Origin of the sequence: Ralstonia sp. OTU4908 (genome assembly GCF_038440115.1) — a bacterium.
GTDB classification, from domain to species: Bacteria; Pseudomonadota; Gammaproteobacteria; order Burkholderiales; family Burkholderiaceae; genus Ralstonia; species Ralstonia pickettii.
The window spans coordinates 59,152-80,446 of the sequence record NZ_JASATD010000008.1 but is presented as its reverse complement, the minus strand read 5'-3'; the positions used below and the strand labels follow the sequence as shown (position 1 = coordinate 80,446).

Below are 21,295 nucleotides of genomic sequence, written 5' to 3'. Positions count from 1 at the left end.
ATCGGGCGGCTATGGCTCGTCTAAGTCTGCCTCGCCAGACTGGTGCGGAATCTCCCTCCATCGCTCTGGAGAATCCGCCGAGTTGGCAGGCCCGGCGCGGTGCGCTGCAATCGGTCTGACCGTTCACCCGACACTGAATGCGAGTCCTCCTAGTTGAAGACGACCCGATGATTGGCGCGGCCGTGGAAGCCGCGCTGCAGGACGCCGCCTACGCGGTGGACTGGGTGCGTAACGGCCAGACCGCGTTGGATGTGGCCGCGCACCAACACTACGACCTGCTGCTGCTCGATCTCGGCCTGCCCGGAAAGGACGGCCATGCAGTGCTCGGCAGCCTGCGCGCCCGCGACAATCCTGTCCCGGTGCTGATCCTGACCGCGCGCGATGCGGTGGATGAGCGCGTACGCGGTCTCGACGGCGGCGCGGATGACTACATCCTCAAGCCCTTCGAGATGGTTGAACTGCTCGCCCGCATGCGCGCCGTCCTGCGCCGCAAGGGCGGGGCTGCGAGCCCCGTGCTCACCAATGGCGTGCTGACGCTCGACCCGGCTGCACATGAAGCGCGCATGGGCGACGGCGAACCGGTACGCCTGTCCGCGCGCGAGTTTGCATTGCTGCAGGCGCTCATGCTGCGGCCGGGCGCCATCCTTTCGCGCACGGAGCTGGAAGAGCGCATCTACGGCTGGGGCCACGAGGTGGCCAGCAACGCGGTCGAATTCCTCATCCACGCACTGCGCAAAAAGCTCGGCGCGCAGGCCATCAAGAACGTCAGGGGAGTGGGATGGATGGTGCCGAGGGGCCAATGACAGCGGCTACATCTGCGGCTGCATCCGTGCAGCGGCGGCTGTCGGTGTGGCTGTCGGTGATCATCGTGGCGGTGGCGATGTTGGCCGGCGGCTTTGCGTTTGCCTCGGCTTTTCGCGAAGCGCATGAATTGCAGGACGACGTCTTGCGCCAGGTGGGGGCGATGTTCGACCCCGGCCATCTGCCAGCCCCAGGCGACCCAGCCGACGCGCCCAAGGTCTCGGACACGGAGGCGCGCGTGATCGTGCAGGTGTTGCCGCCGGCCGGCGCGGTGCCTGCGGCCAACCTGCCCGTGCTGACCGACGGCATGCAGACCGCACGCCTGGGCAAGCGCGACTACCGCGTGTGGGTCCGCACGCTCGCCAACGGCCAGCGCATCGCTGTGGCGCAGGAAACCGCCGTGCGAGACGAAACCGCCCGCGACAGCGCGCTGCGCACGTTGATGCCGTTCCTGATACTTGTGCCGATCCTGCTGCTGGCCGTCGCCCACGTGTTGCGCAAGATGTTCGCGCCCATCAAGCGGCTCGCGCATGAGGTGGACCAACGCGACGAGCGCCAACTGCACGCCATCGCGCCCGAAGCCGTGCCCGACGAGGTGCGCCCGTTCGTGGTGGCGATCAACCGCCTGCTCGCGCGCGTGCAACAGTCCATGGACGCCCAGCACCGCTTTGTCGCCGATGCCGCGCACGAACTGCGCACGCCCCTCTCCGCACTGTCGCTGCAGGCCGAGCGGCTCGGGCAGGCCGCGATGTCGCCCGACGCGCAGGCGCGGCTTGGCACGCTGCGCCAGGGCATCGAGCGTAGCCGCGGGCTGCTCGAACAACTCCTCACCCTGGCGCGCGCGCAAGAGGCCACCGGCGTGCCAACTGGCACCGTCTCCGTCCAGAGCGTGTTCCGCAGCGTGCTGGAAGACCTCATGCCGCTTGCCGACGCCAAGCAGCTCGACATGGGCGTCACCACCGAAGCCGATGCACGCGTCCATGCCAGCGAACTCGACCTTTTCGTCGTAGTGCGCAACCTGGTGGACAACGCGATTCGCTACACGCCGGAAGGCGGACGTATCGACCTGTCGGTGGCCAATGACGCGCACGTTGTGTCGATTGCCGTGCAGGACACCGGGCCCGGCATCCCCATCGAAGAGCGCGCGCGCGTGTTCGACCCGTTCTATCGTGTGCTCGGCAATGAGGCGACCGGCTCGGGGCTCGGGTTGTCGATCGTGAGTACGGTGGTGCGGCGACTCGGCGGGGAAGTGGAACTCGGCGAGGCGGATGATCGTGCCAGCGGGTTGCGGGTGACGGTGCGGTTGCCAGCCGCCTAATGCAATGGCAACCGCACACCAATCTACCGCCGCACCCGGAATACCACCGCCAACCCCAGCAGAATCATTGCCATCCCCGCCACTGCAACGGGCGCAAGGCGATGCCCCAGCACAAGATCATCCAGCAGCGCCGTGACAACCGGCACGAGGTAGAACAAGCTCGTCACGTTGACGAGGTTGCCGTGCTGCATGAGCCGGTAGAACAGCAACTGCGCACCCACCGACATCACCACGCCCATCCACAACAAGGCGGCGATGCCGGGCAGGCTGGGCGTGAACGCCAGCGATTGCGCGGGATGCGCGATGGCAAACCCCACGCACAGCACAAGGCTCACCGCGTTCTGCATCGGCAGCGTATCGATCGGCGACTGGTTCAGCCGCTTCTGGCCGATGGCGCCCAGCGTCATGCTGAGGAGCGCGGCGAACGCATAGCCGAGACCGGCCATTGGCACTTGGCGCGCGTCGGCCCCGCCCACCACCAGCGAGAGGCCGCCCAACGCCAGCAAGAGGCCGGCCATCCGCCGTGCAGACCAAGTGCGCTCGGTCACCAGCAGCGTGAGCAGCGGCTGCACGCCGAGCACCGTGGCCAGGAGCCCGGGCGTGAGGCCGCGGTCCAGCGCAAGCAGATAGCAGATCGAATAGCCGCCGGTCAGCAATGCACCGGTGGCAGCTACCTTCAGCCGTGATCCGGGCGCCGGCCACCACCGCCCCCGCCCGAGGCCAAGCCCCGCCAGCACCAAAGACGCGAGCGCAAAGCGCCCAACCAGAAACGCGAACGCGGGGACATGCTGCACCCCGATCTCCGCAAAGATTGCACCGCTGCTCCACAGCAGCACGAATAGAACCGTCGCGCCGGACCCTGCCAGCGCGGCTTGTATGGAACGCATTCCACTCACCTGTCGAAAAGAGATGTCGGGTTCCGGCGCGCAGGCAAGCGCCTGCCTCGGGCGTGTGCCCGAGCCTGGTTCAGGTCAACCGGAAACGAAGCGGCTGAAAGTCAGCCGAATGCGGGCAGATGAGGCGGCGGCGGCGCGCCGACGTCGTAGCCCGAAGAGACGACAGGAGGAGGGAAGGGCCCGGGCTGCACGCAGGGGTCATCCACGCGGGCGCGATGGCCGGCAACGAGGAGGGTGGCGTGAAGTCGGGGCATGAAGACGAAGATTCGGAAAGCTTCAGAAAATCGGAATTCGCCGATGGCGTTTGCGCAGCCTATCGGGATTGCGCGTATGGTGCAAGGGCGGCACGCTACTTGAGATACGACTTGATCACTTGCATCACCGCGTCGAGGTCTTGCTGGCGCTGCGCCTCGGCGGGCTCCTTGACCACGTGATCTGTCAGGTGGCCCTCGATGACCGCGGCCATCAGCCCGTTCACCGCGCCGCGAATGGCAGCAATCTGCTGGAGGACGGCCGTGCAATCGCCCTCTTCGGCGAGTTGTTTTTCAAGCGCGGCGGCCTGCCCCTGGATACGCCGGACGCGCGCCTGCAGCTTGGCTTTGTCGCGGATGGTATGGGCCATGGGTCGGATATCGAGGTGATGTGAATGATGTGCGAGGGTAGCATCCCGGTGGCGTCTACGTCGGGTGGCTGGGCCTGCACAGCTTGATGCAGCGGCCGCAACAGCCGCAACATCCACGCGTTTTTCGCGAGGGCCGCATCCACTGCCGCACGGGCTGCGTATCTGCAGGTACAGGCTGGTGCGGCATTTTTTCGTCGATGCAGTGTCAGGTTTGCAGGTGCACCGCGACCAACCTGTGGGACGCAAGCGGCCACACGCCGCCGGCGATCCGATGGGATGCCGCCTCCGGCGGCACGTTCACCGTACGAGGAGTTCACCATGCACACCCGCCGCATTACCCTGGCCTTGCTTGCCACCCTTTCCGCTTCTGCCGCACTGTTCATCGCACAACCGGCTGCTGCCGCGCAGGCCAAGTACGATCCGTATACGCAAGGCGCCGTCGACAAGACGGACCCGTTCACACAAGGTGCAGATCGCCAAGCCGATACCTACGGTTATCTGTCGTGGAAGTACGATCGCTTCGATCCGTATGCGCAGGGCGCGGATCGGCAAACCAGCGCACATGATGTGCTCGCATGGCGCGGCGATACGCGCTACCCCGGCACGTCGGACGGCGCCAGCGCGTGAAGACCGCGTACGGCATGAGAGGCGGGCGCAGTGATACACGGCCCCCTCTGTGCCGGCATCACGTCGGCGCTGTTGCCCCTTCGACGATTCGGTCATACAGCGCGCGCGCCGCAGGCGACAACTGCGCCGCCTTGCGCGTGACGAGCACCAGCGTGCGCGACACTTCCGGTTCGACCAGCTCGACCGTGCGGATCATCGGATACGCATTCTTCTGAATGGCGAGCCGCGGCACCGCCGCCGCGCCCAGCCCTTCCGCCACCAACCCGAGCGCCATTGAGCTGCGCTGTACTTCGTAGAACGAATGCAGCGTCACGCCGCTCGCCTTGAGCGCGCCGTCGAGCAGGCTACGGTTGCCGCTGACCTCACCGGCAAAGATGAGGGGGTGGGGCTGCAAGGCCTGCCATCGGATGCGCCGGCGCTTGGCCAACGGATGATCGTCGCGGCAGACGAGGACGTACGGATCGCTCGTCAGCGGCCGAAGCTGATCGGCAAGCTGGCGGCGGGTGGCCACCTGGTTGTGCATATGCCCGACAACCTTGATGAACCGGCGCACCGCCTGATGCGCGAAGTGGCCGCTGCAGGGCCGTGGGCCAACAAGCTGGAGGGGGTGGAGCGCACGGAGCGCTTCGATGCGCGTCGCTATTACGCGCTGCTCTCGCTGCTGTGCTCGCGCGTCGACGTGTGGCGCACCACGTACATGCATCCGCTGCAAGGCGGCGTCGATGCGGTGGTCGAATGGTTCAAGGGCAGCGCGCTGCGGCCCTTCCTCGCAGCGCTGAGCGAGGACGAGCGCCCCGTATTCCTCACGCGCTATCGCGACATGATTGCCCAGGCCTATCCGGCACTCGACGATGGCACGGTGCTGCTGCCGTTTCCGCGCCTGTTCATCGTGGCGACGCGCAAGTAGGCGCAATCGCAGAGGCAGAAACGCCGGCCGTGAAAAAAAGCCCGACGGCAAATATCGGCGGGCTTTTATCGGACCTCTGCGTCGCTTAACGCGACGGATTCAGCGTCAGGTTCATGTGACGGTTCACATCCTTGTACAGCAGGTAACGGAAGCGGCCGGGGCCACCCGAATAGCAGGCCTGCGGGCAGAATGCGCGCAGCCACATGAAATCACCGGCTTCCACCTCGACCCAATCCTGGTTCAGGCGATAGACAGCCTTGCCTTCAAGCACGTACAGACCGTGCTCCATCACGTGGGTCTCGGCAAACGGAATCACACCGCCCGGCAGGAACGTGACGATGTTGACGTGCATGTCGTGGCGCATGTCGCTCATGTCGACAAAGCGCGTCGTCACCCAGGCGCCGTTGGTGCCCGGCATCGGGATCGGCTCGACGTCCTGTTCGTTGGTCACAAAGGCTTCCGGCAGGGGAATGCCATCGACGACCTGGTAGTGCTTGCGGATCCAGTGGAAGCGCACCGCGGCGTCACTCACGTTGTGCAGCGTCCAGTCCTCGCCCGGCGGAATGAACGCGTAGCCGCCCGGCGTGAGCGTGTGCTTCTTGCCCTGCAGCGTCAGCTCCGCTTCACCTTCCACCACAAACAGCACGGCTTCGGCGTTCTTGTCTTGCTCGGGCTTGTCGCTGCCGCCGCCCGGGTTCACTTCAACGATGTACTGCGAGAAGGTCTCGGCAAAGCCCGAGAGCGGGCGGGCGATCACCCACAGGCGCGTGTGGGTCCAGAACGGCAGCCAGCTCGTGACGATGTCGCGCATCACCCCCTTGGGGATCACCGCGTACGCCTCGGTGAACATCGCGCGATCGGTCAGCAGATCCGTCTGCGGCGGATGGCCGCCATGCGGCGCGTAATACGTGGTTTTAGACATGTTGCATTCAGGCAATGGGTTGGTCCGGCCCCGGGCGCAAACAGCAACAGGCGGTTCGTACGCGGGCGGCGTTGACGATAGCGAAGTCGCCCACAATCGACCAATTAAATGTTGCGATGCCTTCCATTCGATTTGCCACTACTGCGCCAGCATCAGATCGAGGTTCTGCACCGCCGCGCCGGAGGCGCCCTTGCCGAGGTTGTCGAACACCGCCGTGAGCAAGACCTGACCGTGGTCGTTGGCGAACACGCCCAGGCGCATGTCGTTGGTGCCGTTGAGCGCTTGCGGATCGAGATGCGGCAAGGCAGACGGTGCCTGCAGCGGCATCACGTCCACATGCGGCGCGCCAGCGTAGTGGTCAGCCAGACATGCGTGCAGCGCGGTCGCATCAACGCCGGCGTTAAGCAGACGCAGCTCCAGCGGCACCGTCAGCACAATGCCCTGGCGATACGCGCCGTAGGCCGGGACGAACATCGGCCGCTGCGTGAGCCCGGCGTGCAGTTGGATCTCGGGCGTGTGCTTGTGCGCCAGACCCAGCCCGTACACCTGGAACGGCAGGGCGTTTGCTGCCTCCGGCCCCTCGTAGGTTTCCACCGCGGCGCGGCCGCCGCCCGAATAGCCGGACACGGCATGAATGCTGATCGGGTAATCCGCCGGCACAAGGCCCGCCTGCACGAGCGGGCGCAGCAGCCCGATCGCGCCGGTCGGGTAGCAGCCCGGGTTGGTCACGCGCGACGCGCCCGCAACACGTTGAGCTTGCTCGTCGCTCATCTCCGGAAAGCCGTAGACCCAGCCCGGCGTGGTGCGATGCGCGGAGCTGGCGTCGATCACGCGCACGCGCGGGTTGACGATGGCCGCGACCGCCTCGCGCGCGGCCACATCGGGCAGGCACAGGATGGCGATGTCGCAGGCGTTGATGGCTTCGGCACGGCGTTGCGCGTCTTTGCGCGCGCCGGCGGGAAGCGTCAGCAGTGTCAGGTCTTGCCGCTCGACACGACCGCGCAGGCGCTCGTGGATCTGCAGGCCGGTGGTGCCTTGGTCGCCGTCGATGAAGACGAGGGGCGTGGACATGGGAGCGCTCCAATGGAAAGAAGATGGTGGTGAACACGAACCCCCATCTTCGAGCGCGACCTAGAATATGAAAAGTTGAATTTCACAACTTTCACATTCAGTTTTTCTGAATCATGCGAGAGATCAGCCTGGACCGCCTGCGCACCCTCGTGGAAGTCGCCGGCCGCGGATCGTTTGCCGAGGCGGCGCGAGCCCTGCATCTGGCAGCGCCCACCGTGAGCCTGCATATCGCCGAGCTGGAAGATCGCGTGGGCGCGCAACTTCTGTCACGCAAGCGCGGGCAGGTGCAGCCCACCGCCATCGGCGAGGTGATGGTGGAGCGCGCGCGCAAGCTGCTCGCCGATGCCGAGCAAGCGCTGGACGATATCCAGCGGCAAGTGCAGGGCCTGAGCGGGCGCGTGCGGCTGGGCGCCTCCACCGGCGCCATCGCCCACTTGCTGCCGCAGGCGCTGGAGGTGCTGCGGCAAGACCACCCCGGCATCGACGTGCAGGTGGCGGTGCTGACGTCGCAGGAAACGCTGGTCGGTCTGGCCGATGGCGCGCTCGACATTGGTCTCGTGGCGCTGCCGCAATCGCAGGTGGCGGGGCTCGCCATCAAGCCGTGGCGGCGCGATCCCGTGATGGCCTTCCTGCCTTCGCACTGGTCGAACCCGGCGCGCATCACGCCTGCGTGGCTTGCCGCGCAGCCGCTGATCCTGAACGACGCCACCACACGTCTCTCGCGCCAGACGACCGAGTGGTTCGCCACGGACGGTTATCACCCCGTGCCGCGCATCCAGCTCAACTACAACGACGCTATCAAAAGCCTCGTTGCCGCCGGTTATGGCGCCACGCTGCTCCCGCACGAGGCGTCCGCCGTACCGTCGGATGTGCGCATCACCATGCGGCCGCTGCGGCCGGCGTTGTGGCGTGAACTTGGCATCGCGCACCGCGCCGGCCACGTCGAGCGATCGACGCAGCATGTGCTCGACGTGCTCTGGATGCTGCGCGCGAAATAGCGCATTGCGCGCCTTGGCACCGTGACGAGACGGAGAATCCGCTGAATAAAGTTTGACTTCTTGTGTCGTGACAACTATCGTAAGATATGTTTTTCGACACAACCCGGCGCCCCTGGCTGCCCATTCCGAGCCGCGCACGCCGCCTCCTCTCTTTCTTTCTTCGCCCTCATGCCTCTACTTGATCCCTCGCGCGAGCGCCGGTTGCTCTGGCTGCTGGCGCTCACGCAGTTCACTGTGATCATGGATTTCATGGTGATGATGCCGCTTGGTCCGCAGATCATGCATACGTTTGGCATCGGTCCGGCGGCGTTCGCCACGGCCGTGTCGGTGTATTCGCTGTGCTCGGGTGCCTCCGGCCTGCTGGCCGCCACCTATGTCGACCGCTTTGACCGGCGCCGCCTGCTGCTGACCGTCTACGGCCTCTTCACGCTGGCCAACCTGGCGTGCGCGCTGTCGGGCAGTTACAGCATGCTGCTGTTCGCCCGTGCGTTTGCGGGCGTCACGGGCGGTGTGCTCGGGTCGATCATCATGGCCGTGCTGTCCGACGTGATTCCGCCCGCGCGGCGCGGCGCAGCCACCGGCGTGGTGATGTCGTCGTTTGCGCTGGCCGCCATGGCGGGCGTGCCCGTGGGCATTGCCATTGGCGCGCACTTCGGCTGGTCGGCGCCGTTCTTCCTGCTGACGGCGCTCACGGTGCTGATCTGGCTGGGCGCGCGGCGGACCATTCCGCCGCTGGCCGAACATCTGGCAGGCAATCGCAGCCAGACGTTGGGCGAGGTGCTCTCGGGCCTGTGGCGGTTGCTCACCAACCCGCGCCATCTGCGTGCCTTCGTGCTGACTTTCGTGATGATGGGCTCGCACATGCTGGTGATTCCGTTCATCTCGCCGGTGCTGGTGGCCAACCACGGCGTGGCGCCTGAAAACCTGTCGTGGCTGTATGTGGCGGGCGGCGCGGCATCGTTCTTCAGCTCGCGCGCCGTCGGCAAGCTGGCCGACCGCTACGGCCGTCGCCGCGTGTTCGTGGGCGCGGCCCTGCTGGCGTTCATCCCGGTGCTGGTGATGACGCATCTGCCCGACTGGCCGTTCATCGGCATGCTGCTGTTCTTCCCGTTCTTCATGGTGATCCTCTCCAGCCGCATGGTGCCGATGCAGGCGCTGATGACGACGGTGCCCGCCCCGCAGGTGCGCGGCGCGTTCCTCTCGGCCAACAGCGCGGTGATGTCGGTGGGCACTGGCGTGGGGGCGTGGCTTGGCGGGCTGCTGCTGTCCGGTGGCGCCAGCGGCCGCATCGAGGGCTATGGCCTCAACGGCTGGCTGGCCGTGGCGGCAGGGTTGTTCTGCGTGTTCTGGGTGAGCCAGGTGAAGGGCTCGGATGCGCAAGGCGATCCGTCGCTGGCGACATCGCCTGCAGCACCGGCATCTGGTGCACCTGCCGGCGCGTCGGGTCCGCAAACGGTGCCGCAAGCACCGCAGGCGGAAAAGGCCTGAGCGCTTATTCGGCCTCCAGCACCGTCTTCAGCTTCACCAGGTCGCGCTGCACCCATTCGGCATCGGCGTTGAATTGTGCGTCGTCCATGTTCGGCTGCTGAAACAGCGTGAGCGAGACGGTGGTGCCGGCGCCGTTGCGCACCACGCGCAGCGGCACGTAGACGATCGATCCATCCGGCAAACGCACCCAGTGATCGGCGATGCCAAATTCATTGGGCGGGCTGAAGCGGATGAACACGGTGCCTTCGTCGCTGTTCGGTGCGGCCTTGGCGATCCACTCGTCGGGTGCGGCGCCCGAACCCTGCGTACCGGGCGCGAGCCCTTCCGACAGCCCGGTCGCCCAGATCGGAAAGTTCAGCGGCTCGGCCAGGAACATGGCCACGTCATCGAAGTGGCGCTCGATGTTGATGCTCAGGGTGCGGACGTTGTGCAGCATGTGGCCTCCGGGTGCGGCGCTTGCCGTGCGAGGCAGTATATGCGGCGCTCAGGCGGGCAGCTTGCGAAAGCTGATGGCCAGGCGGTTCCACGTGTTGATGGTGCTCACCAGCAGCGTCAGGTCGACCAACTCGGCATCGGAGAACTGCGCGCGCACGGCCTGCCAGACGTCGTCGGGCACGCGCGTTTCTGCGACGAGGGTGACGGCTTCCGTCCAGGCCAGCGCGGCGCGTTCGCGGTCGGTGAAGAAGGGCGTTTCATGCCAGACCGAGACGGTGGCCAAGCGGCGGTCGTCTTCACCGCCCTTGCGCGCATCGGCGGTATGCAAGTCGACGCAATAGGCGCAGCCGTTGATTTGCGAGGCGCGCAGACGCACGAGTTCAGTCAGGGGTTTTTCCAGCGTGCTTCTGCCCAGTGCTTTTTCGAGGCCCATGACCGCCTGGATGGCGGCGGGATTGCTTTGATAGAAGTCGAGGAGGGGTTCCATGAGAGGCTCCTGTGCTTGAGAACTGGAGCCAGTCTAGGCGTGCAGGTGGCACCTTGGAATTGCCAATCCCCGCGAATATCAGGTAGCCACCTTGGTCAGCGCCTCCGCCAGCTTGCCGAGGCCCGCGTCGATCTCGGCAACGTTCACGTGGCCATAGCCGATCAGCAGCCCGGGTTGCGCCGGCCGCGCCACATACATCCTGGCCGTGCCGTACAGCCCGACGCCCACGCTTTCCGCCAGCTTCACCAGCTCGGCCTCGGGCAACGGTGGGCCCACCTGCGCTGCCATGTGAATGCCCGCCGCCGACGGCACGGGCGTCAGCCACGGTGCCAGCGGGCCCCGCAGATGCCGCAGCAGCGCATCCCGGCGCGCCGCGTATTCCTTGTGCATGCGCCGCAGGTACTTGGCGAAATCGCCGTCGAGCATGAACTTGCCCAGCGCCGCCTGCATGAGCGATTCAGTGTGCCAGTCGGCCACCTGCTTGGCGTGCCGCAACGGCGTCACCAGCGAGGCCGGCGGCACCACATAGCCGATCCGCAGTTCCGGAAAGATCGTCTTCGAAAACGTACCCACATAAGCGACGCAACCCGCAGCGTCCAGACTCTTGAGCGATTCCATCGGACGGCCGTCGAAGCGGAATTCGCTGTCGTAATCGTCTTCGATGATCAGCGCGTCATGGCGCTGCGCCCAGTCGAGCAGTTGCGCTCGGCGCGCCAGGCTCATCGGCATGCCCAGCGGAAACTGGTGCGACGGCGTTACGTAGACGAGCTTGGCGCGCTTGGGCAGCGCATCGACGACCAGGCCTTCCGCATCGACCGGCACCGGCACGACCTTGGCACCGAGGGCCTGCAGCGCAATGCGCGCGGGCGGGTAACCCGGGTCTTCAATCGCCACCGTATCCCCGGGGCGCACGAGCACGCGAGCGATCAGGTCGATGGCCTGCTGCGCGCCCTGCGTGACGACAATATCGGCCCAAGCGCACACCACCGCGCGGCTGAATGCGAGATACCGCGAGATGGCCAGGCGCAGCGCCTGGTCGCCCGCAGGGTCCTGATAGCCGCCACGCCCGCGTGCCTGCTGGCGCAGCGCATGCGCAACACAACGGCGCCACACGTCGAACGGAAACTGGCGCTTCTCCGTCACGCCACCCGCAAAGTCGTAGACGAGATTCGCGCGCGGCAGGGGCAGCACCGCGGGCATGTTGTTCCAGGGCGTGTCGAAGGTGCGTACGGCGGGCGTGGGCGACGCAAGTTGCGCCGCAGGCGAGGCGGCCGGCGTGCGGGCGCGCAATCCTTCGGTGGCTTCGGCCACAAACGTGCCGGAGCCGGCGCGCGGCTGTAGATAGCCTTCCGCAATGAGGCGCTCGAATACGTCGAGCGTGGTCTTGCGCGACACACCGATCTGCAGCGCGAGGTCGCGCGTGGAGGGCAGGCGCTCGCCCGGCACGAGCCGACCATCGAGGATGGCGGTGCGGAGTTGTCGATAGAGTTGGCCGGCAAGGTCGTGCCGGCCGTGGATCGTCAAATGGACATCCATCGTGGGCGCAGTGTGCAAAGGGGCTGCGCCATTCTACGGAAGCCGCCGGGGGCGGGAAGGGCAGGGTGAGGCTCAGCCCTCCCGGCCGTCGGCTCGCGGCGCCATCAGCCACGGCGTGTAGCGCCACAGGTACGTCGCGAACGCCGCCACCCACAGCAGGCTCGCCCCGCCGATCCACACCTCGCGCGGCAGCAACGCCGGGCCTGCCACGCGCACGAGTGCGGCCAGCGCGACGGCAGCGTAGGCGAAATGCTCTGCCCGGCCCGTGCGCAGCATCCGGCCGGTGTGGCCCAGCGCGGTGCGCGTGATCATTGCGATGATGGCGCCGCCGATGGCTCCTGCCGTGAGCGCATGCAGCGCGGTGGAACGGTCGCCCCAACCGAGCGCTGCGGCAGCCAACATGGCAAAGCCGATGGGCAGGAAGGCATACGCCACATGCAGGATGGAGACGATGGGCGTGCGCAGCGTGCGGCGCGTGTCCCAGCCGGCGCAGCGGACGCCCTGCACGACTGCTGCCGCCGCAAACACGATGGCCGGAACGATGCCTTGAAGCGGCGTCGCCAACATGGCAACGGCGAGCGCCGTCGCCGGCACGATAGCGCGCTCGGCCCACACTACGCGGCGCACGTGCACGCCAGGGACCGCGTTTGACGTGAACATCGGGATGACGCGCCCGCCAATGACCGTGACAAACAGGCACACCAGCCCAGCGGCCCCGTCGAGGCAGCGCAATGCAGCCAGCGGCGCGTCCCAAGCCAGCGCCGCATGGAACGCCGCGTTGATGGCACCGAGCACAAGCAGCGCGATCGCCAGGCCGTAGTTGCGTGCGCTTTTTGCGCGCCGCAGAACGCGCAGGAACGCCACGCCGCATGCCGGCAGGAACGCCACATCCGCCGCCACCGCAAGCGGCACGGGGCCCGTCCACATAAGCACACGCGCCGCCAGCCACAGCGCCGCCAGCCCAGCGAGTTGCGCGCCTTGTGGCGTCTGCAGGCCCGTCCAGTTTTTGCCCGCCGTGAAGAGGAAACCCACCACCACTGCCGCCGCAAAGCCGAACACCATCTCGTGCGCATGCCAGAACAGCGGCGCCATGGTGGCGGGGCCCTGCGCCGACGGCAGCACCCCCAGCAGCAACGCTGCCCACAACGCCATCCCCAGCGCGGCAAAGGCGGCTGCCAACAGGTAGAACGGCCGGAAGCCGAGCGCGAAGACGGCCCGCCCCGTGTAAGGCAAACGGCTTGCCGGGTCGGGCTGGCCGATGGTGAGCAACGGGGCTTGGCGGGGCATGGTGATTTCCGTGGTTCAGGTCAGAGGATGTCGTCCAGCAGATCGGGGCCGAACACTTCGCGGTGGATGCGCTCCGACGGCACGCCGCTGGCGAGCAGCGCCGCACGCTGTGCCTGCATGAACGGCAGCGGGCCGCAGAGATAGAAGTCCGCTTCCGCCCCGTGGTCGCGCACGAACGTGTCGACCGTCATGCGGCCGGGGTGGGCCGGGCGCTGCGCGAATTCCGCGTCTTCGCCGGACTCCAGGAATACGTGCGCCTCGAATGCAGGCAGCGCTTGTGCGGCACGCTCCAGATCGTCGGCGTGGGCAACATGCGAGGCCGCGCGACTGGCGTGGCTGAATACGATCTTGCGCGCGCTGTTCTGCTGCGCGAGCGTGTTGAGCGCCGAGATCATGGGCGTGATGCCAACACCAGCCGACATCAGCACGATCGGGTTGCTGGTCGCCAGTTGCGGCACGAAGTCACCGTAGGGTTGGCTGACCAGCAGGACGTCGCCTTCGCGCGCATTGGCGTGCAGCCAGCTCGACACGGTGCCCGCAGGGCGATCGGCGTCACCCGCATCACGCTTGACCGAGATGCGCCACGTGCGGCCATTCGGCGCATCCGACAGGCTGTACTGACGCTGCTGCAGTGCGCCCGGCGCCAGCTCCACCTGCACCGAGATGTATTGACCCGGCAGGAAATCGGCCAACGGCGCATCCCCCACCGCTTCGAGAGTGAGCGACACTACATCTTCGGCCTGTTGGCGGCGGCTGACAATGCGCACCGGCTGACGATGGTCGGGCCCGCTGCCGGTGTGCTGATACAGGCGCGCTTCAGCCGCGATCAGCTCGGCGGCGAGCAGCCAGTAGGCCTCGTCCCAGGCGGCGAGCAGGTCTGGTGTGGCGGCGTCGCCCAGCACTTCGGCAATTGCGCCCAGCAGGTGGCGCGCGACGATCGGGTAGTGGCTCGGCTTGATGCCCACAGCGGCGTGCTTGTGCACGATGCGGTTGACCACGGGCGCCAGCGCCGCGTTGTTGCCATGGTTGGCGGCGTACGCAAACACCGCCGAAGCCAGCGACTGCTGCTGCGACCCATTGGCCTGGTTGCCCATGTTGAACACGTTGGTCAGCTCGGGGTGGCTGGCGAACATGTTGCGATAGAAGGTCTGGGTGATGGTCAAGCCATGCTCGCGCAGCACCGGAACGCTGGCATCGATGTAAGGCTTGGACTTGTCGGACAGCATGCTGGACTCCAAATATGCGTGAAATATGCAACAAATAAGACGGGGGGCGCCGTCACGCTTTTTTCTGGATGGCCTGGTGCTCAGGCAACCGCTTGCATTGGATTCTATTAAACGTATATTTTTGATGCAACAAATTGACCTGCGGCAAACCGGCGCATCTTGTGCGCAACTTCCCGATAAGATGTACCTCTCATGAATGTTTCTACCGGCGGCAACGCCGCACACCCGCCATGCGACTGACCGACTACACCGACTACGCCCTGCGCACGCTGATCTACGTGGCCGTGCACCCGGACGAGCTCGTCACGATCCAGCGCATTGCAGATGCCTTCGACATTCCCAAGAACCACCTCATCAAGATCGTCCAGCAGCTTGGGCAGGACGGCTTCCTGCATACGGTGCGGGGGCGCGCGGGGGGCATCACGCTCGGCCGCCCGGCCGCCGAAATCAACCTCGGCGATGTGGTCCGCGCCACCGAGCCCGACTTCCGCATGGTCGAGTGCTTCCACGGCGACGACAACCACTGCGTCATCACGCGCGTGTGCGGCCTGCGCGGCGTCCTGCACGCGGCGTTGCGGGCGTACTTTGAGGTGCTCGACGGCTATACGCTGCAGGATCTGGTCGACAAACCGAATGCGGTCAGCCGCGCATTGGGCGAGGCACCGCTGCCGATGCCGCGTGCGGCCCGGCGCAAAGGCGTTGCAGCGTAGGCGCTCGTCGGAGTTGCCGTAGCACAGCACTGAAGCACGATGTCGGGCCTACGTAACTCAGCTGTCGCCCGCCTCCAGTTCTTTCCACCCCGCCGCACCGCAGGCATGTTCACTGCTGCGAGACGGTCGTTGGCCGCGCCATTTCCGGTGACGGCCCGATCAACCCGACCAGCGGAGGTGTCATGAAACCCACGCGCGACAAGAGCAAGTACGCGTCGCACTCGAAATCGACGTCGCAGAGCAATCGCAGCAGCGCATCGGCCAAGGAGCGCGGCGAGCACGCCAGCCACGGCAGCGCCGGCAAATCCTCCGAACGCGCCGTTGCCAAGTCGCATGAGCGCGGCGGCCACGGCGGCGGGGATGAACACGCAGCGCACTCGCCGATCGGCATTCAAAAGGCCCTGAAGGGCGCGTCCTACCCGGCGAAGAAGCAGGCGCTGGTGAAGACCGCGCAGGCCAACGGCGCAGTTGACAGCACACTGAAGACGCTGCGCGACATGCCCGACGACGAATACGACACGCCGGCCGCTGTTTCGAAGGCCGTCAGCAACGAAAAGTGATGCGCATGCGAGCAGGAGGACGACTCATGAACAGATCGACACAGCCTATTGGAGTGCAGCGCGTTGCCGCGTTGTTTCTGGCAGCTGCACTTGGCTTTGGAGGTGGGCTGAGCGTGGCGCGGGCGGCGGTGGACAAGTCCGACACCACCTTCGTCACCAAGGCTGCGGCCGCCGGGATGCTAGAGGTTCAGGCGAGCCAGGCGGCGATTACACGCGCAGGCAATCCCGACGTACGCGCCTTTGCACAAAGGATGGTGAAGGACCACACCACCGTTGGCGACGAACTCAAGACGCTGGCCGGCAAGAAGGGCATCGCAGTGCCGGAGAGCCTGCCCGCCGACGAGCGTGCGAAGGTGGACAAGCTCAATGCACTGGAGGGCGCCAAATTCGACAAGGCCTACGCCGACGAGGTGGGCGTGAAGGCCCACAAGGAAGCCGTCTCGTTGTTCGACAAAGCCTCGAAGGACGCGAAGGACCCCGACATCAAGGCATTTTTCGCGCACAACCTGCCGGCCCTGCGTGAGCATCTGCAGATGGCGGAGCAGTTGAAAACCGCAGCGAAATAATTCCGCAGGTTGAACCCTTCGTTGATCGAGGTGACCATGAATGGCCGACACCTTCCTGGCCGATGGCTTCGAGACCGATGCCCGACCAGAAGACCGCGGTGACGGAAAACGCCGCGCGCTTCAACGCCATCAACGGTCGCAACTACAACGATCTGTGGTTCTACTCGAACCCGGTGTTTGTGTCGGTGCAGTAAGTGCGGAAGCCGTAAGGCAGGGGCGGTGATTTACCCTGCAGCGGGCGCGCTCGTCCGCCGCAGCCAGACCGTGACCGCCAGCCCGATGCCACCGGGCCCGGGCGCCAGCGCAATCTGGCCGCCCATGCGATCGACGATCTGCCGCACGATCGCCAGGCCCAGGCCAGTGCCCTGGGTCTGCGTGCCGTCCAGACGCGTAAAGCGCTCGAACACGCGTGTGTACGCCTCGGGGGGAATACCGGGGCCGTTGTCGGTCACGGTCAGCATCGCCCAACCGTAGTCCGCCGACACCTGCACCGTCACGTGGCCGCCTTCCTGCGTGTAACGCACAGCGTTGTCGACCAGGTTGAACAACAGGGCGGCAATCAGCGTGCGGTTGCCCGACGTCCACACGGGCAGGTCTGCAAGCTCGATGCCCAGGTCGATCCGGCGGCCATCGGCCAGCAGTGCGAGGTCTTCCAGCACGGTGCGCGCCACCTGAGAGAGGTCCACCACCTCGCTCGTCGCGGCCGAGGCTTCGGCCTGAGACAGCAGCAACAAGTCGTTGATGAGATCCGCCAGGTTGCGCGTGCTGGTGCGCGCGGCCCTCAGGACTTCATGCAGCGCGGCATCTGCGTTGGTTTGCGCCGCCACCTGCATCTGCGTATCGAGAATCGCCAGCGGCGTGCGCATCTGGTGCGCGGCATCGGCAATGAAGCGCTTCTGCGTGAGCGCGTTGTCGGCAATGCGCTGCAGGTACTGGTTGAACGCGCCAGCAATCGGCTGCAACTCGTGCTGCAGGCCGTCGGGGTCGAGCGGCGCGAGGTCGGTGGGGGCGCGTGCCGACACATTGCCGGCCAGCCGCAAGATCGGCCGCAACTCCAGCGTCAGGCCGATGAGGATCATCGCCAGCGCCAGCCCCACGAGCGCGAGCTGGCGCACGGTGGCGGGCCACCACAACTGGCGGATCATCGCGTCGCGCCCGTTCATGGTTTGCGCGACGCGCGTGACGACGCGTTCGGTGCGTCCGGCGTCGTACATGGTGCGCACCACGGCGGCCACGTGCACGGGCTGGCCCTCCACGGTATCGGTGTAGGTGCCGGCATCGGCGAGGCCCGCCGCGTCAAACGCGGGGCGCGTGCCGAAGTCGAGCCGCCCGGCCAGCAGGCGGCCGTGCTCGGTGCTGACCTGGTACGTCACCTGATCGCGCACCGGGGTTTCGGGCGCGGCAAACACGGCCAGCGCAGCCGGCGGCACCGACACGCGCAGGCGGCCTTCATCCCACTCGATCTGCCCGCTGATCATCTGGGCGGCCGTGTCCAGCGCATGAAAGTGCACGAGATCGGCGTTGTGGCGCGCGGCGGCGAGGTCGAGCCAGCCATCGGCCGCCACATAGACGACCAGCGGCAACGCCAGCCATAGCACCAGCCGCGCACGCAGGCTGCGGGCACGCGCCGGAGCGGACTGCGCCGGCGCTTGATCAGGACTGCGCGGCGGAGGCATCGCGCAGCAGGTAACCAAGGCCGCGCAGCGTGACGATGGTAGCGGCGGAATGCTCCAGCTTCTTGCGCAGGCGGTGGATGTAGATTTCGATGGCCTCGGGGCTGGCTTCGTCGTCCATCCCGAACACGCCGTTCACCAGCGCCGGTTTGGACACCGTGCGCCCCAGCTTGAGCATCAGAATTTCAAGCACCGTATGCTCGCGTGCGGGCAGCACCAGGGGCTGGCCGGCCAGATTGAAGGTACGGCTGCCGGTGTGGTACGTCAGGTCGCCGCATTGCAGCTCGACGGATTGGTCCGGCGTGCTGCGCCGCACCAGCACCTGGATCCGCGCAATCAGCTCGCGAATCTCGAACGGCTTGACGAGGTAGTCATCGGCGCCGGCACCCAGGCAGGCGACCTTGTCGTCGATCCCGCCGCTGGCTGTCAGGATGAGCACCGGCACCGGGTTGCGCCGGCCGCGCAAACGTTGCAATACACCTTGCCCCGACAACGTGGGCAATTGCAGATCGAGCAGCACGACGTCGTAGTGTTGCGTCAGCAACAGGGTATCGGCGGATTCGCCATCGCTGGCGTGATCCACGGTGAATTGGGCGCGGCGCAGGGCTTCGGACAGCCAGTGCGCCAGCGGGGCGTTGTCTTCGATCAGGAGCAGCTTCATGCGAAAACAGCGCGTCCGAAAAATGAAAGCGATTTGTGGGTTGCCGCTTCCTAGAATGGTGGCGGCTGCCTACGCGCGCCGGAGGCATCACTCGCCAGATCCGGACCGCGCGATACCGATATCTACAAAAGAGCCGGAGACAACTCAATGGGTGTTTTTACCTGCAGGAGCGCACGCGCACGCGGCGTCCGGGGCTGGATCACGCCGTGGCTCGCTGCCCTTTTGGCAGTGGCAACTTCGCATGCCCTCGCACAAGACCCGACGCGCTTGACGCTCATGGTCAGCGGCACCGCCAAGATGATCTACCTGCCGGCCACGCTGGCGCAACGTCTGGGCTATTTCCGCGACGAAGGGCTCGATGTGGAACTGCTCTCGCAGCCCGCCGGCGTTGATGCGGAAAGCGAACTGCTCACCGGCTTTGCGCAAGGCGTGGTCGGCTTCTATGACCACACCATCGACCTCCAGGCCAAGGGCAAGGAAGTGCGCGCCATTGTCGTATTCAGCCAGGTGCCGGGCGAAGCGGAAGTCGTGTCGACACGCTTGCCGGCGACGGTGCAGTCGATGCGTGACTTGCGCGGCCGCACGCTGGGCGTGACGGGGCTGGGCGCATCCACGAGCTTTCTCACGCGCTACCTGATGGTGCAGCAGGGGCTCTCGGCCGGCGACTACACCATGCTGCCGGTTGGCGCGGAACGCAGTTTCGTCACTGCGCTGCGCAACGGCCGCATCGATGCCGGCATGACCACCGACCCGACGGTCTCGCGCCTCTTGCACGGCGGCGAAGCGCGCGTGCTGCTCGACTTGCGTACGCTCGAGAGCACACGAGCGGCGCTCGGCGGTTCGTACCCGGCCGCGTGCCTGTACCTGCAGACCGCATGGCTGGAAGCGCATCCGGACATCGCTGCCAAACTGGCCCGCGCATTCGTGCGTACCCTGCATTACCTGCACACGCATGGTGCAGAAGACATCGCCGCCCGCATGCCGCCTGAATTCCGGCGCGATCATCCCGAGCTGTACACAAGAGCGCTTGCCGCCGCGTTGCCCACCTTCAGCACCGACGGACGCATGCCTGACGACGGCCCACCCACCGTCCTGCGCGTCCTCGCCGCCAGCAATGCCAACGCGCGCGACAAGCACATCGACCTCTCGCGCACCTACACCAACAGGTTTGTCGATCAGGTGCGCGAGCGCCGCTAGCTCAAGCCAAACAGGCGCTTAGAAGCGCGTGCGCATACCGACGGCGAACTCCGTCTGGCTGTTGTGGCCGTTGGTGCCGCCCACGATGTACTGATCTTTCAGCTTCATGTAGTCAGCCGCGACGTAGAACTCCGTGCGCTTGGACACGTGGTAGAACACCGAACCGTACAGCGTGTTCTTGCGGCCGCTGCCCGCTGCCGTGGCACCCGCGACGTTGGCATAAGCGTTGAGCGTGTTGCCATCGGCGCTGAACGCGGCGTTGCCGGCCTTCATGATCTGGTAGCCGATTTCGTAGTCGAAGGCGCCTTGCGGAGCGATCTTCAGCGACACGGTGTAGGCGTCGTCCTTGCGGTTGCCCAGTGCGGCCGGTTGCTCGCCGGTGTAGTGGAAGTAGCCGGCGTTCACGCGGAACATGCCGAAGATCACGTTGCCGCCCACCGAGTACGAGCGGTCCATGAAGCCGTTGACCTTCGCTTGTTGCGCGAAGCCTGCGAGGTGGAAGTTGTCGCCGTTGTAGCCCAGCGCCAACGATTCGGTGGTGCCTTGCGTGAACTGGCCCGGCACTTCGCCAAACTGATAGGCCAAGCCGGTAAAGAAGCGGCCATCCCACAGCTTCTTCCACACTACGCCGTTGTTCAGACGTGTGCCCGTTGCGCTGCCTGCGTAGAAGATCAGTTGCTTGAAGTTGTTGACGTTGGTGTAGCCGCCTTCATCCAGCGTGACGCTAGCGCTGCCGTACGGGTCGCCGTAGATGCCAGAGATGTCACGCGCAATCGCGTTCTGGCGGCCGAAGGTCAGCTTGCCCAGCGATTCGCTCGACAGACCCACCCAGGCGTCGCGGTTGAACAACACGCCCGGGGTGTCCATGTTGCCGGTCGGCGTCTCGAATTCCGATTCCAGCTTGAAGATGGCCGACGTACCGCCGCCCAGGTTTTCCTTGCCGGTCAGGCCCCAGCGGCTGCCCGAGAACCAAGGCACCTGGAAACCGGTGGTGCGTGCGCCCGCGGCGTTGGTGTTGTTGACGGTGCTGATGGTGGTGTCGATCAGGCCGTAAAGCGTCACGTTTGACTGGGCATGGGCGGCGCTGGCGGCCAGCGTGGCCGCGGCAGCTGCAGTTGCCGCAAGGGCAAACTTGATGCGGGACATTGAAGTCTCCTTCCTTTGTGGGTGATGGTGTCCGGTCGTGATGCCGGCTTCGGGAAACGCGCAACGGCAGTGGGTCAGGCCGCCGATGCAATCGCTGGGCGAGCGTAGAAGGGGGCACCTTTCTGGAGCCTTTCGCGTCGGCGTGCGCGCAACGCTAGGGT

The 21,295-nt window shown here is 66.1% G+C and carries 22 protein-coding genes and 1 pseudogene; 10 read left to right on the top strand and 13 right to left on the bottom strand.

The features are described 5' to 3' along the window. Positions 1–137: 137 nt before the first annotated feature. Both AAHM38_RS09540 and AAHM38_RS09535 read left to right on the top strand, forming a co-directional pair. The gene (locus tag AAHM38_RS09540) at positions 138–803 is read left to right on the top strand and encodes a response regulator (RefSeq protein WP_015856027.1); all 666 of its coding nucleotides are present in this window, start codon (positions 138–140) and stop codon (positions 801–803) included. After that, a complete protein-coding gene (locus AAHM38_RS09535) occupies positions 779–2,119 on the top strand; it encodes an ATP-binding protein (RefSeq protein WP_049779108.1) in 1,341 nt (446 codons plus the stop codon). The genes AAHM38_RS09540 and AAHM38_RS09535 overlap by 25 nt, the downstream gene beginning before the upstream one ends. 23 nt (positions 2,120–2,142) lie before the next feature. Here AAHM38_RS09535 and AAHM38_RS09530 read toward each other — a convergent pair whose 3' ends face one another. Together AAHM38_RS09530 and AAHM38_RS09525 are read right to left on the bottom strand one after the other, a co-directional pair. Beyond that, a complete protein-coding gene (locus AAHM38_RS09530; protein WP_015856025.1) occupies positions 2,143–3,006 on the bottom strand; it encodes a DMT family transporter in 864 nt (287 codons plus the stop codon). Positions 3,007–3,364: 358 nt separating this feature from the next. Next, positions 3,365–3,637 (bottom strand): metal/formaldehyde-sensitive transcriptional repressor, encoded by a 273-nt coding sequence (locus AAHM38_RS09525; RefSeq protein WP_015856024.1) that lies wholly within the window; start codon positions 3,635–3,637, stop codon positions 3,365–3,367. A gap of 318 nt (positions 3,638–3,955) precedes the next feature. Here AAHM38_RS09525 and AAHM38_RS09520 point away from each other — a divergent pair, with 318 nt between their 5' ends. Then, a complete protein-coding gene (locus AAHM38_RS09520; protein WP_015856023.1) occupies positions 3,956–4,264 on the top strand; it encodes a hypothetical protein in 309 nt (102 codons plus the stop codon). A 58-nt stretch (positions 4,265–4,322) separates the two neighbouring features. Here the strand turns inward: AAHM38_RS09520 and AAHM38_RS09515 are convergent. Then, positions 4,323–4,685: pseudogene (locus AAHM38_RS09515) on the bottom strand (LysR substrate-binding domain-containing protein); the annotation flags it as partial. Here AAHM38_RS09515 and AAHM38_RS09510 point away from each other — a divergent pair. After that, the gene (locus AAHM38_RS09510) at positions 4,566–5,171 is read left to right on the top strand and encodes a trans-aconitate methyltransferase (RefSeq protein ID WP_041668412.1); all 606 of its coding nucleotides are present in this window, start codon (positions 4,566–4,568) and stop codon (positions 5,169–5,171) included. The pseudogene AAHM38_RS09515 and the gene AAHM38_RS09510 overlap by 120 nt on opposite strands. 85 nt (positions 5,172–5,256) lie before the next feature. Here the strand turns inward: AAHM38_RS09510 and AAHM38_RS09505 are convergent, their stop codons facing one another. Together AAHM38_RS09505 and argC are read right to left on the bottom strand one after the other, a co-directional pair. Beyond that, on the bottom strand, positions 5,257–6,093 hold the full coding sequence (locus tag AAHM38_RS09505; protein ID WP_015856022.1) for a bifunctional allantoicase/(S)-ureidoglycine aminohydrolase: 837 nt from the start codon (positions 6,091–6,093) through the stop codon (positions 5,257–5,259). 138 nt (positions 6,094–6,231) lie between these two features. Continuing rightward, positions 6,232–7,164 (bottom strand): N-acetyl-gamma-glutamyl-phosphate reductase, encoded by a 933-nt coding sequence (argC, locus tag AAHM38_RS09500; protein ID WP_015856021.1) that lies wholly within the window; start codon positions 7,162–7,164, stop codon positions 6,232–6,234. Positions 7,165–7,277: 113 nt separating this feature from the next. Here argC and AAHM38_RS09495 point away from each other — a divergent pair, with 113 nt between their 5' ends. Then, positions 7,278–8,162, top strand: coding sequence for a LysR family transcriptional regulator (locus AAHM38_RS09495; RefSeq protein WP_015856020.1), 885 nt, complete (start codon positions 7,278–7,280; stop codon positions 8,160–8,162). A 168-nt stretch (positions 8,163–8,330) separates the two neighbouring features. Further along, entirely contained in the window at positions 8,331–9,650 is a 1,320-nt protein-coding gene (locus tag AAHM38_RS09490) for an MFS transporter (protein WP_015856019.1), read from the top strand. A gap of 4 nt (positions 9,651–9,654) precedes the next feature. Here the strand turns inward: AAHM38_RS09490 and AAHM38_RS09485 are convergent, their stop codons facing one another. The 5 genes from AAHM38_RS09485 to AAHM38_RS09465 form a co-directional block, all read right to left on the bottom strand. Continuing rightward, complete coding sequence (locus tag AAHM38_RS09485; protein WP_015856018.1) at positions 9,655–10,086, bottom strand: hypothetical protein; 432 nt, start codon at positions 10,084–10,086, stop codon at positions 9,655–9,657. Positions 10,087–10,134: 48 nt separating this feature from the next. Beyond that, a complete protein-coding gene (locus AAHM38_RS09480; RefSeq protein ID WP_015856017.1) occupies positions 10,135–10,572 on the bottom strand; it encodes a carboxymuconolactone decarboxylase family protein in 438 nt (145 codons plus the stop codon). A 78-nt stretch (positions 10,573–10,650) separates the two neighbouring features. Then, positions 10,651–12,108 carry a MocR-like pyridoxine biosynthesis transcription factor PdxR gene (gene pdxR, locus AAHM38_RS09475; protein ID WP_015856016.1) on the bottom strand — a complete coding sequence of 486 codons (1,458 nt, stop codon included), beginning with the start codon at positions 12,106–12,108 and terminating at the stop codon, positions 10,651–10,653. A gap of 72 nt (positions 12,109–12,180) precedes the next feature. Beyond that, positions 12,181–13,395, bottom strand: coding sequence for an NnrS family protein (locus AAHM38_RS09470; protein ID WP_015856015.1), 1,215 nt, complete (start codon positions 13,393–13,395; stop codon positions 12,181–12,183). A 20-nt stretch (positions 13,396–13,415) separates the two neighbouring features. Beyond that, positions 13,416–14,621 (bottom strand): globin domain-containing protein, encoded by a 1,206-nt coding sequence (locus AAHM38_RS09465; protein ID WP_015856014.1) that lies wholly within the window; start codon positions 14,619–14,621, stop codon positions 13,416–13,418. Between the two features lie 230 nt (positions 14,622–14,851). Here AAHM38_RS09465 and AAHM38_RS09460 point away from each other — a divergent pair, with 230 nt between their 5' ends. The 3 genes from AAHM38_RS09460 to AAHM38_RS09450 all read left to right on the top strand — a co-directional run bounded on the left by AAHM38_RS09460 (position 14,852) and on the right by AAHM38_RS09450 (position 16,457). Further along, the gene (locus AAHM38_RS09460; RefSeq protein WP_004628449.1) at positions 14,852–15,331 is read left to right on the top strand and encodes an RrF2 family transcriptional regulator; all 480 of its coding nucleotides are present in this window, start codon (positions 14,852–14,854) and stop codon (positions 15,329–15,331) included. A 182-nt stretch (positions 15,332–15,513) separates the two neighbouring features. Then, positions 15,514–15,891 carry a DUF2795 domain-containing protein gene (locus AAHM38_RS09455; protein ID WP_015856013.1) on the top strand — a complete coding sequence of 126 codons (378 nt, stop codon included), beginning with the start codon at positions 15,514–15,516 and terminating at the stop codon, positions 15,889–15,891. A gap of 26 nt (positions 15,892–15,917) precedes the next feature. Then, complete coding sequence (locus AAHM38_RS09450) at positions 15,918–16,457, top strand: DUF4142 domain-containing protein (RefSeq protein ID WP_009239472.1); 540 nt, start codon at positions 15,918–15,920, stop codon at positions 16,455–16,457. A gap of 224 nt (positions 16,458–16,681) precedes the next feature. On the opposite strand, the gene AAHM38_RS09445 is transcribed toward AAHM38_RS09450, so the two are convergent. Both AAHM38_RS09445 and AAHM38_RS09440 read right to left on the bottom strand, forming a co-directional pair. Further along, positions 16,682–18,133, bottom strand: a complete 1,452-nt coding sequence (locus AAHM38_RS09445) for a sensor histidine kinase (RefSeq protein ID WP_015856011.1) — start codon at positions 18,131–18,133, stop codon at positions 16,682–16,684. Continuing rightward, positions 18,111–18,791, bottom strand: a complete 681-nt coding sequence (locus tag AAHM38_RS09440) for a response regulator (RefSeq protein ID WP_004628458.1) — start codon at positions 18,789–18,791, stop codon at positions 18,111–18,113. Before AAHM38_RS09440 ends, AAHM38_RS09445 begins: the two co-directional genes overlap by 23 nt. Before the next feature lie 147 nt (positions 18,792–18,938). Between AAHM38_RS09440 and AAHM38_RS09435 the strand changes: the two genes are divergently transcribed. Further along, a complete protein-coding gene (locus AAHM38_RS09435; RefSeq protein WP_015856010.1) occupies positions 18,939–19,988 on the top strand; it encodes an ABC transporter substrate-binding protein in 1,050 nt (349 codons plus the stop codon). A gap of 18 nt (positions 19,989–20,006) precedes the next feature. Here the strand turns inward: AAHM38_RS09435 and AAHM38_RS09430 are convergent, their stop codons facing one another. Then, positions 20,007–21,134, bottom strand: a complete 1,128-nt coding sequence (locus tag AAHM38_RS09430) for a porin (protein ID WP_009239476.1) — start codon at positions 21,132–21,134, stop codon at positions 20,007–20,009. Positions 21,135–21,295: the final 161 nt, after the last annotated feature.

Excerpts from the sequence above, each read along its gene's own strand:
- AAHM38_RS09540 (WP_015856027.1), top strand. The coding sequence starts at position 138 with ATGCGAGTCCTCCTAGTTGAAGACGACCCGATGATTGGCGCGGCCGTG.
- AAHM38_RS09535 (WP_049779108.1), top strand. The coding sequence starts at position 779 with ATGGATGGTGCCGAGGGGCCAATGACAGCGGCTACATCTGCGGCTGCA.
- AAHM38_RS09530 (WP_015856025.1), bottom strand. The coding sequence starts at position 3,006 with ATGCGTTCCATACAAGCCGCGCTGGCAGGGTCCGGCGCGACGGTTCTA.
- AAHM38_RS09525 (WP_015856024.1), bottom strand. The coding sequence starts at position 3,637 with ATGGCCCATACCATCCGCGACAAAGCCAAGCTGCAGGCGCGCGTCCGG.
- AAHM38_RS09520 (WP_015856023.1), top strand. The coding sequence starts at position 3,956 with ATGCACACCCGCCGCATTACCCTGGCCTTGCTTGCCACCCTTTCCGCT.
- AAHM38_RS09510 (WP_041668412.1), top strand. The coding sequence starts at position 4,566 with ATGCAGCGTCACGCCGCTCGCCTTGAGCGCGCCGTCGAGCAGGCTACG.
- AAHM38_RS09505 (WP_015856022.1), bottom strand. The coding sequence starts at position 6,093 with ATGTCTAAAACCACGTATTACGCGCCGCATGGCGGCCATCCGCCGCAG.
- argC (WP_015856021.1), bottom strand. The coding sequence starts at position 7,164 with ATGTCCACGCCCCTCGTCTTCATCGACGGCGACCAAGGCACCACCGGC.
- AAHM38_RS09495 (WP_015856020.1), top strand. The coding sequence starts at position 7,278 with ATGCGAGAGATCAGCCTGGACCGCCTGCGCACCCTCGTGGAAGTCGCC.
- AAHM38_RS09490 (WP_015856019.1), top strand. The coding sequence starts at position 8,331 with ATGCCTCTACTTGATCCCTCGCGCGAGCGCCGGTTGCTCTGGCTGCTG.
- AAHM38_RS09485 (WP_015856018.1), bottom strand. The coding sequence starts at position 10,086 with ATGCTGCACAACGTCCGCACCCTGAGCATCAACATCGAGCGCCACTTC.
- AAHM38_RS09480 (WP_015856017.1), bottom strand. The coding sequence starts at position 10,572 with ATGGAACCCCTCCTCGACTTCTATCAAAGCAATCCCGCCGCCATCCAG.
- pdxR (WP_015856016.1), bottom strand. The coding sequence starts at position 12,108 with ATGGATGTCCATTTGACGATCCACGGCCGGCACGACCTTGCCGGCCAA.
- AAHM38_RS09470 (WP_015856015.1), bottom strand. The coding sequence starts at position 13,395 with ATGCCCCGCCAAGCCCCGTTGCTCACCATCGGCCAGCCCGACCCGGCA.
- AAHM38_RS09465 (WP_015856014.1), bottom strand. The coding sequence starts at position 14,621 with ATGCTGTCCGACAAGTCCAAGCCTTACATCGATGCCAGCGTTCCGGTG.
- AAHM38_RS09460 (WP_004628449.1), top strand. The coding sequence starts at position 14,852 with ATGCGACTGACCGACTACACCGACTACGCCCTGCGCACGCTGATCTAC.
- AAHM38_RS09455 (WP_015856013.1), top strand. The coding sequence starts at position 15,514 with ATGAAACCCACGCGCGACAAGAGCAAGTACGCGTCGCACTCGAAATCG.
- AAHM38_RS09450 (WP_009239472.1), top strand. The coding sequence starts at position 15,918 with ATGAACAGATCGACACAGCCTATTGGAGTGCAGCGCGTTGCCGCGTTG.
- AAHM38_RS09445 (WP_015856011.1), bottom strand. The coding sequence starts at position 18,133 with ATGCCTCCGCCGCGCAGTCCTGATCAAGCGCCGGCGCAGTCCGCTCCG.
- AAHM38_RS09440 (WP_004628458.1), bottom strand. The coding sequence starts at position 18,791 with ATGAAGCTGCTCCTGATCGAAGACAACGCCCCGCTGGCGCACTGGCTG.
- AAHM38_RS09435 (WP_015856010.1), top strand. The coding sequence starts at position 18,939 with ATGGGTGTTTTTACCTGCAGGAGCGCACGCGCACGCGGCGTCCGGGGC.
- AAHM38_RS09430 (WP_009239476.1), bottom strand. The coding sequence starts at position 21,134 with ATGTCCCGCATCAAGTTTGCCCTTGCGGCAACTGCAGCTGCCGCGGCC.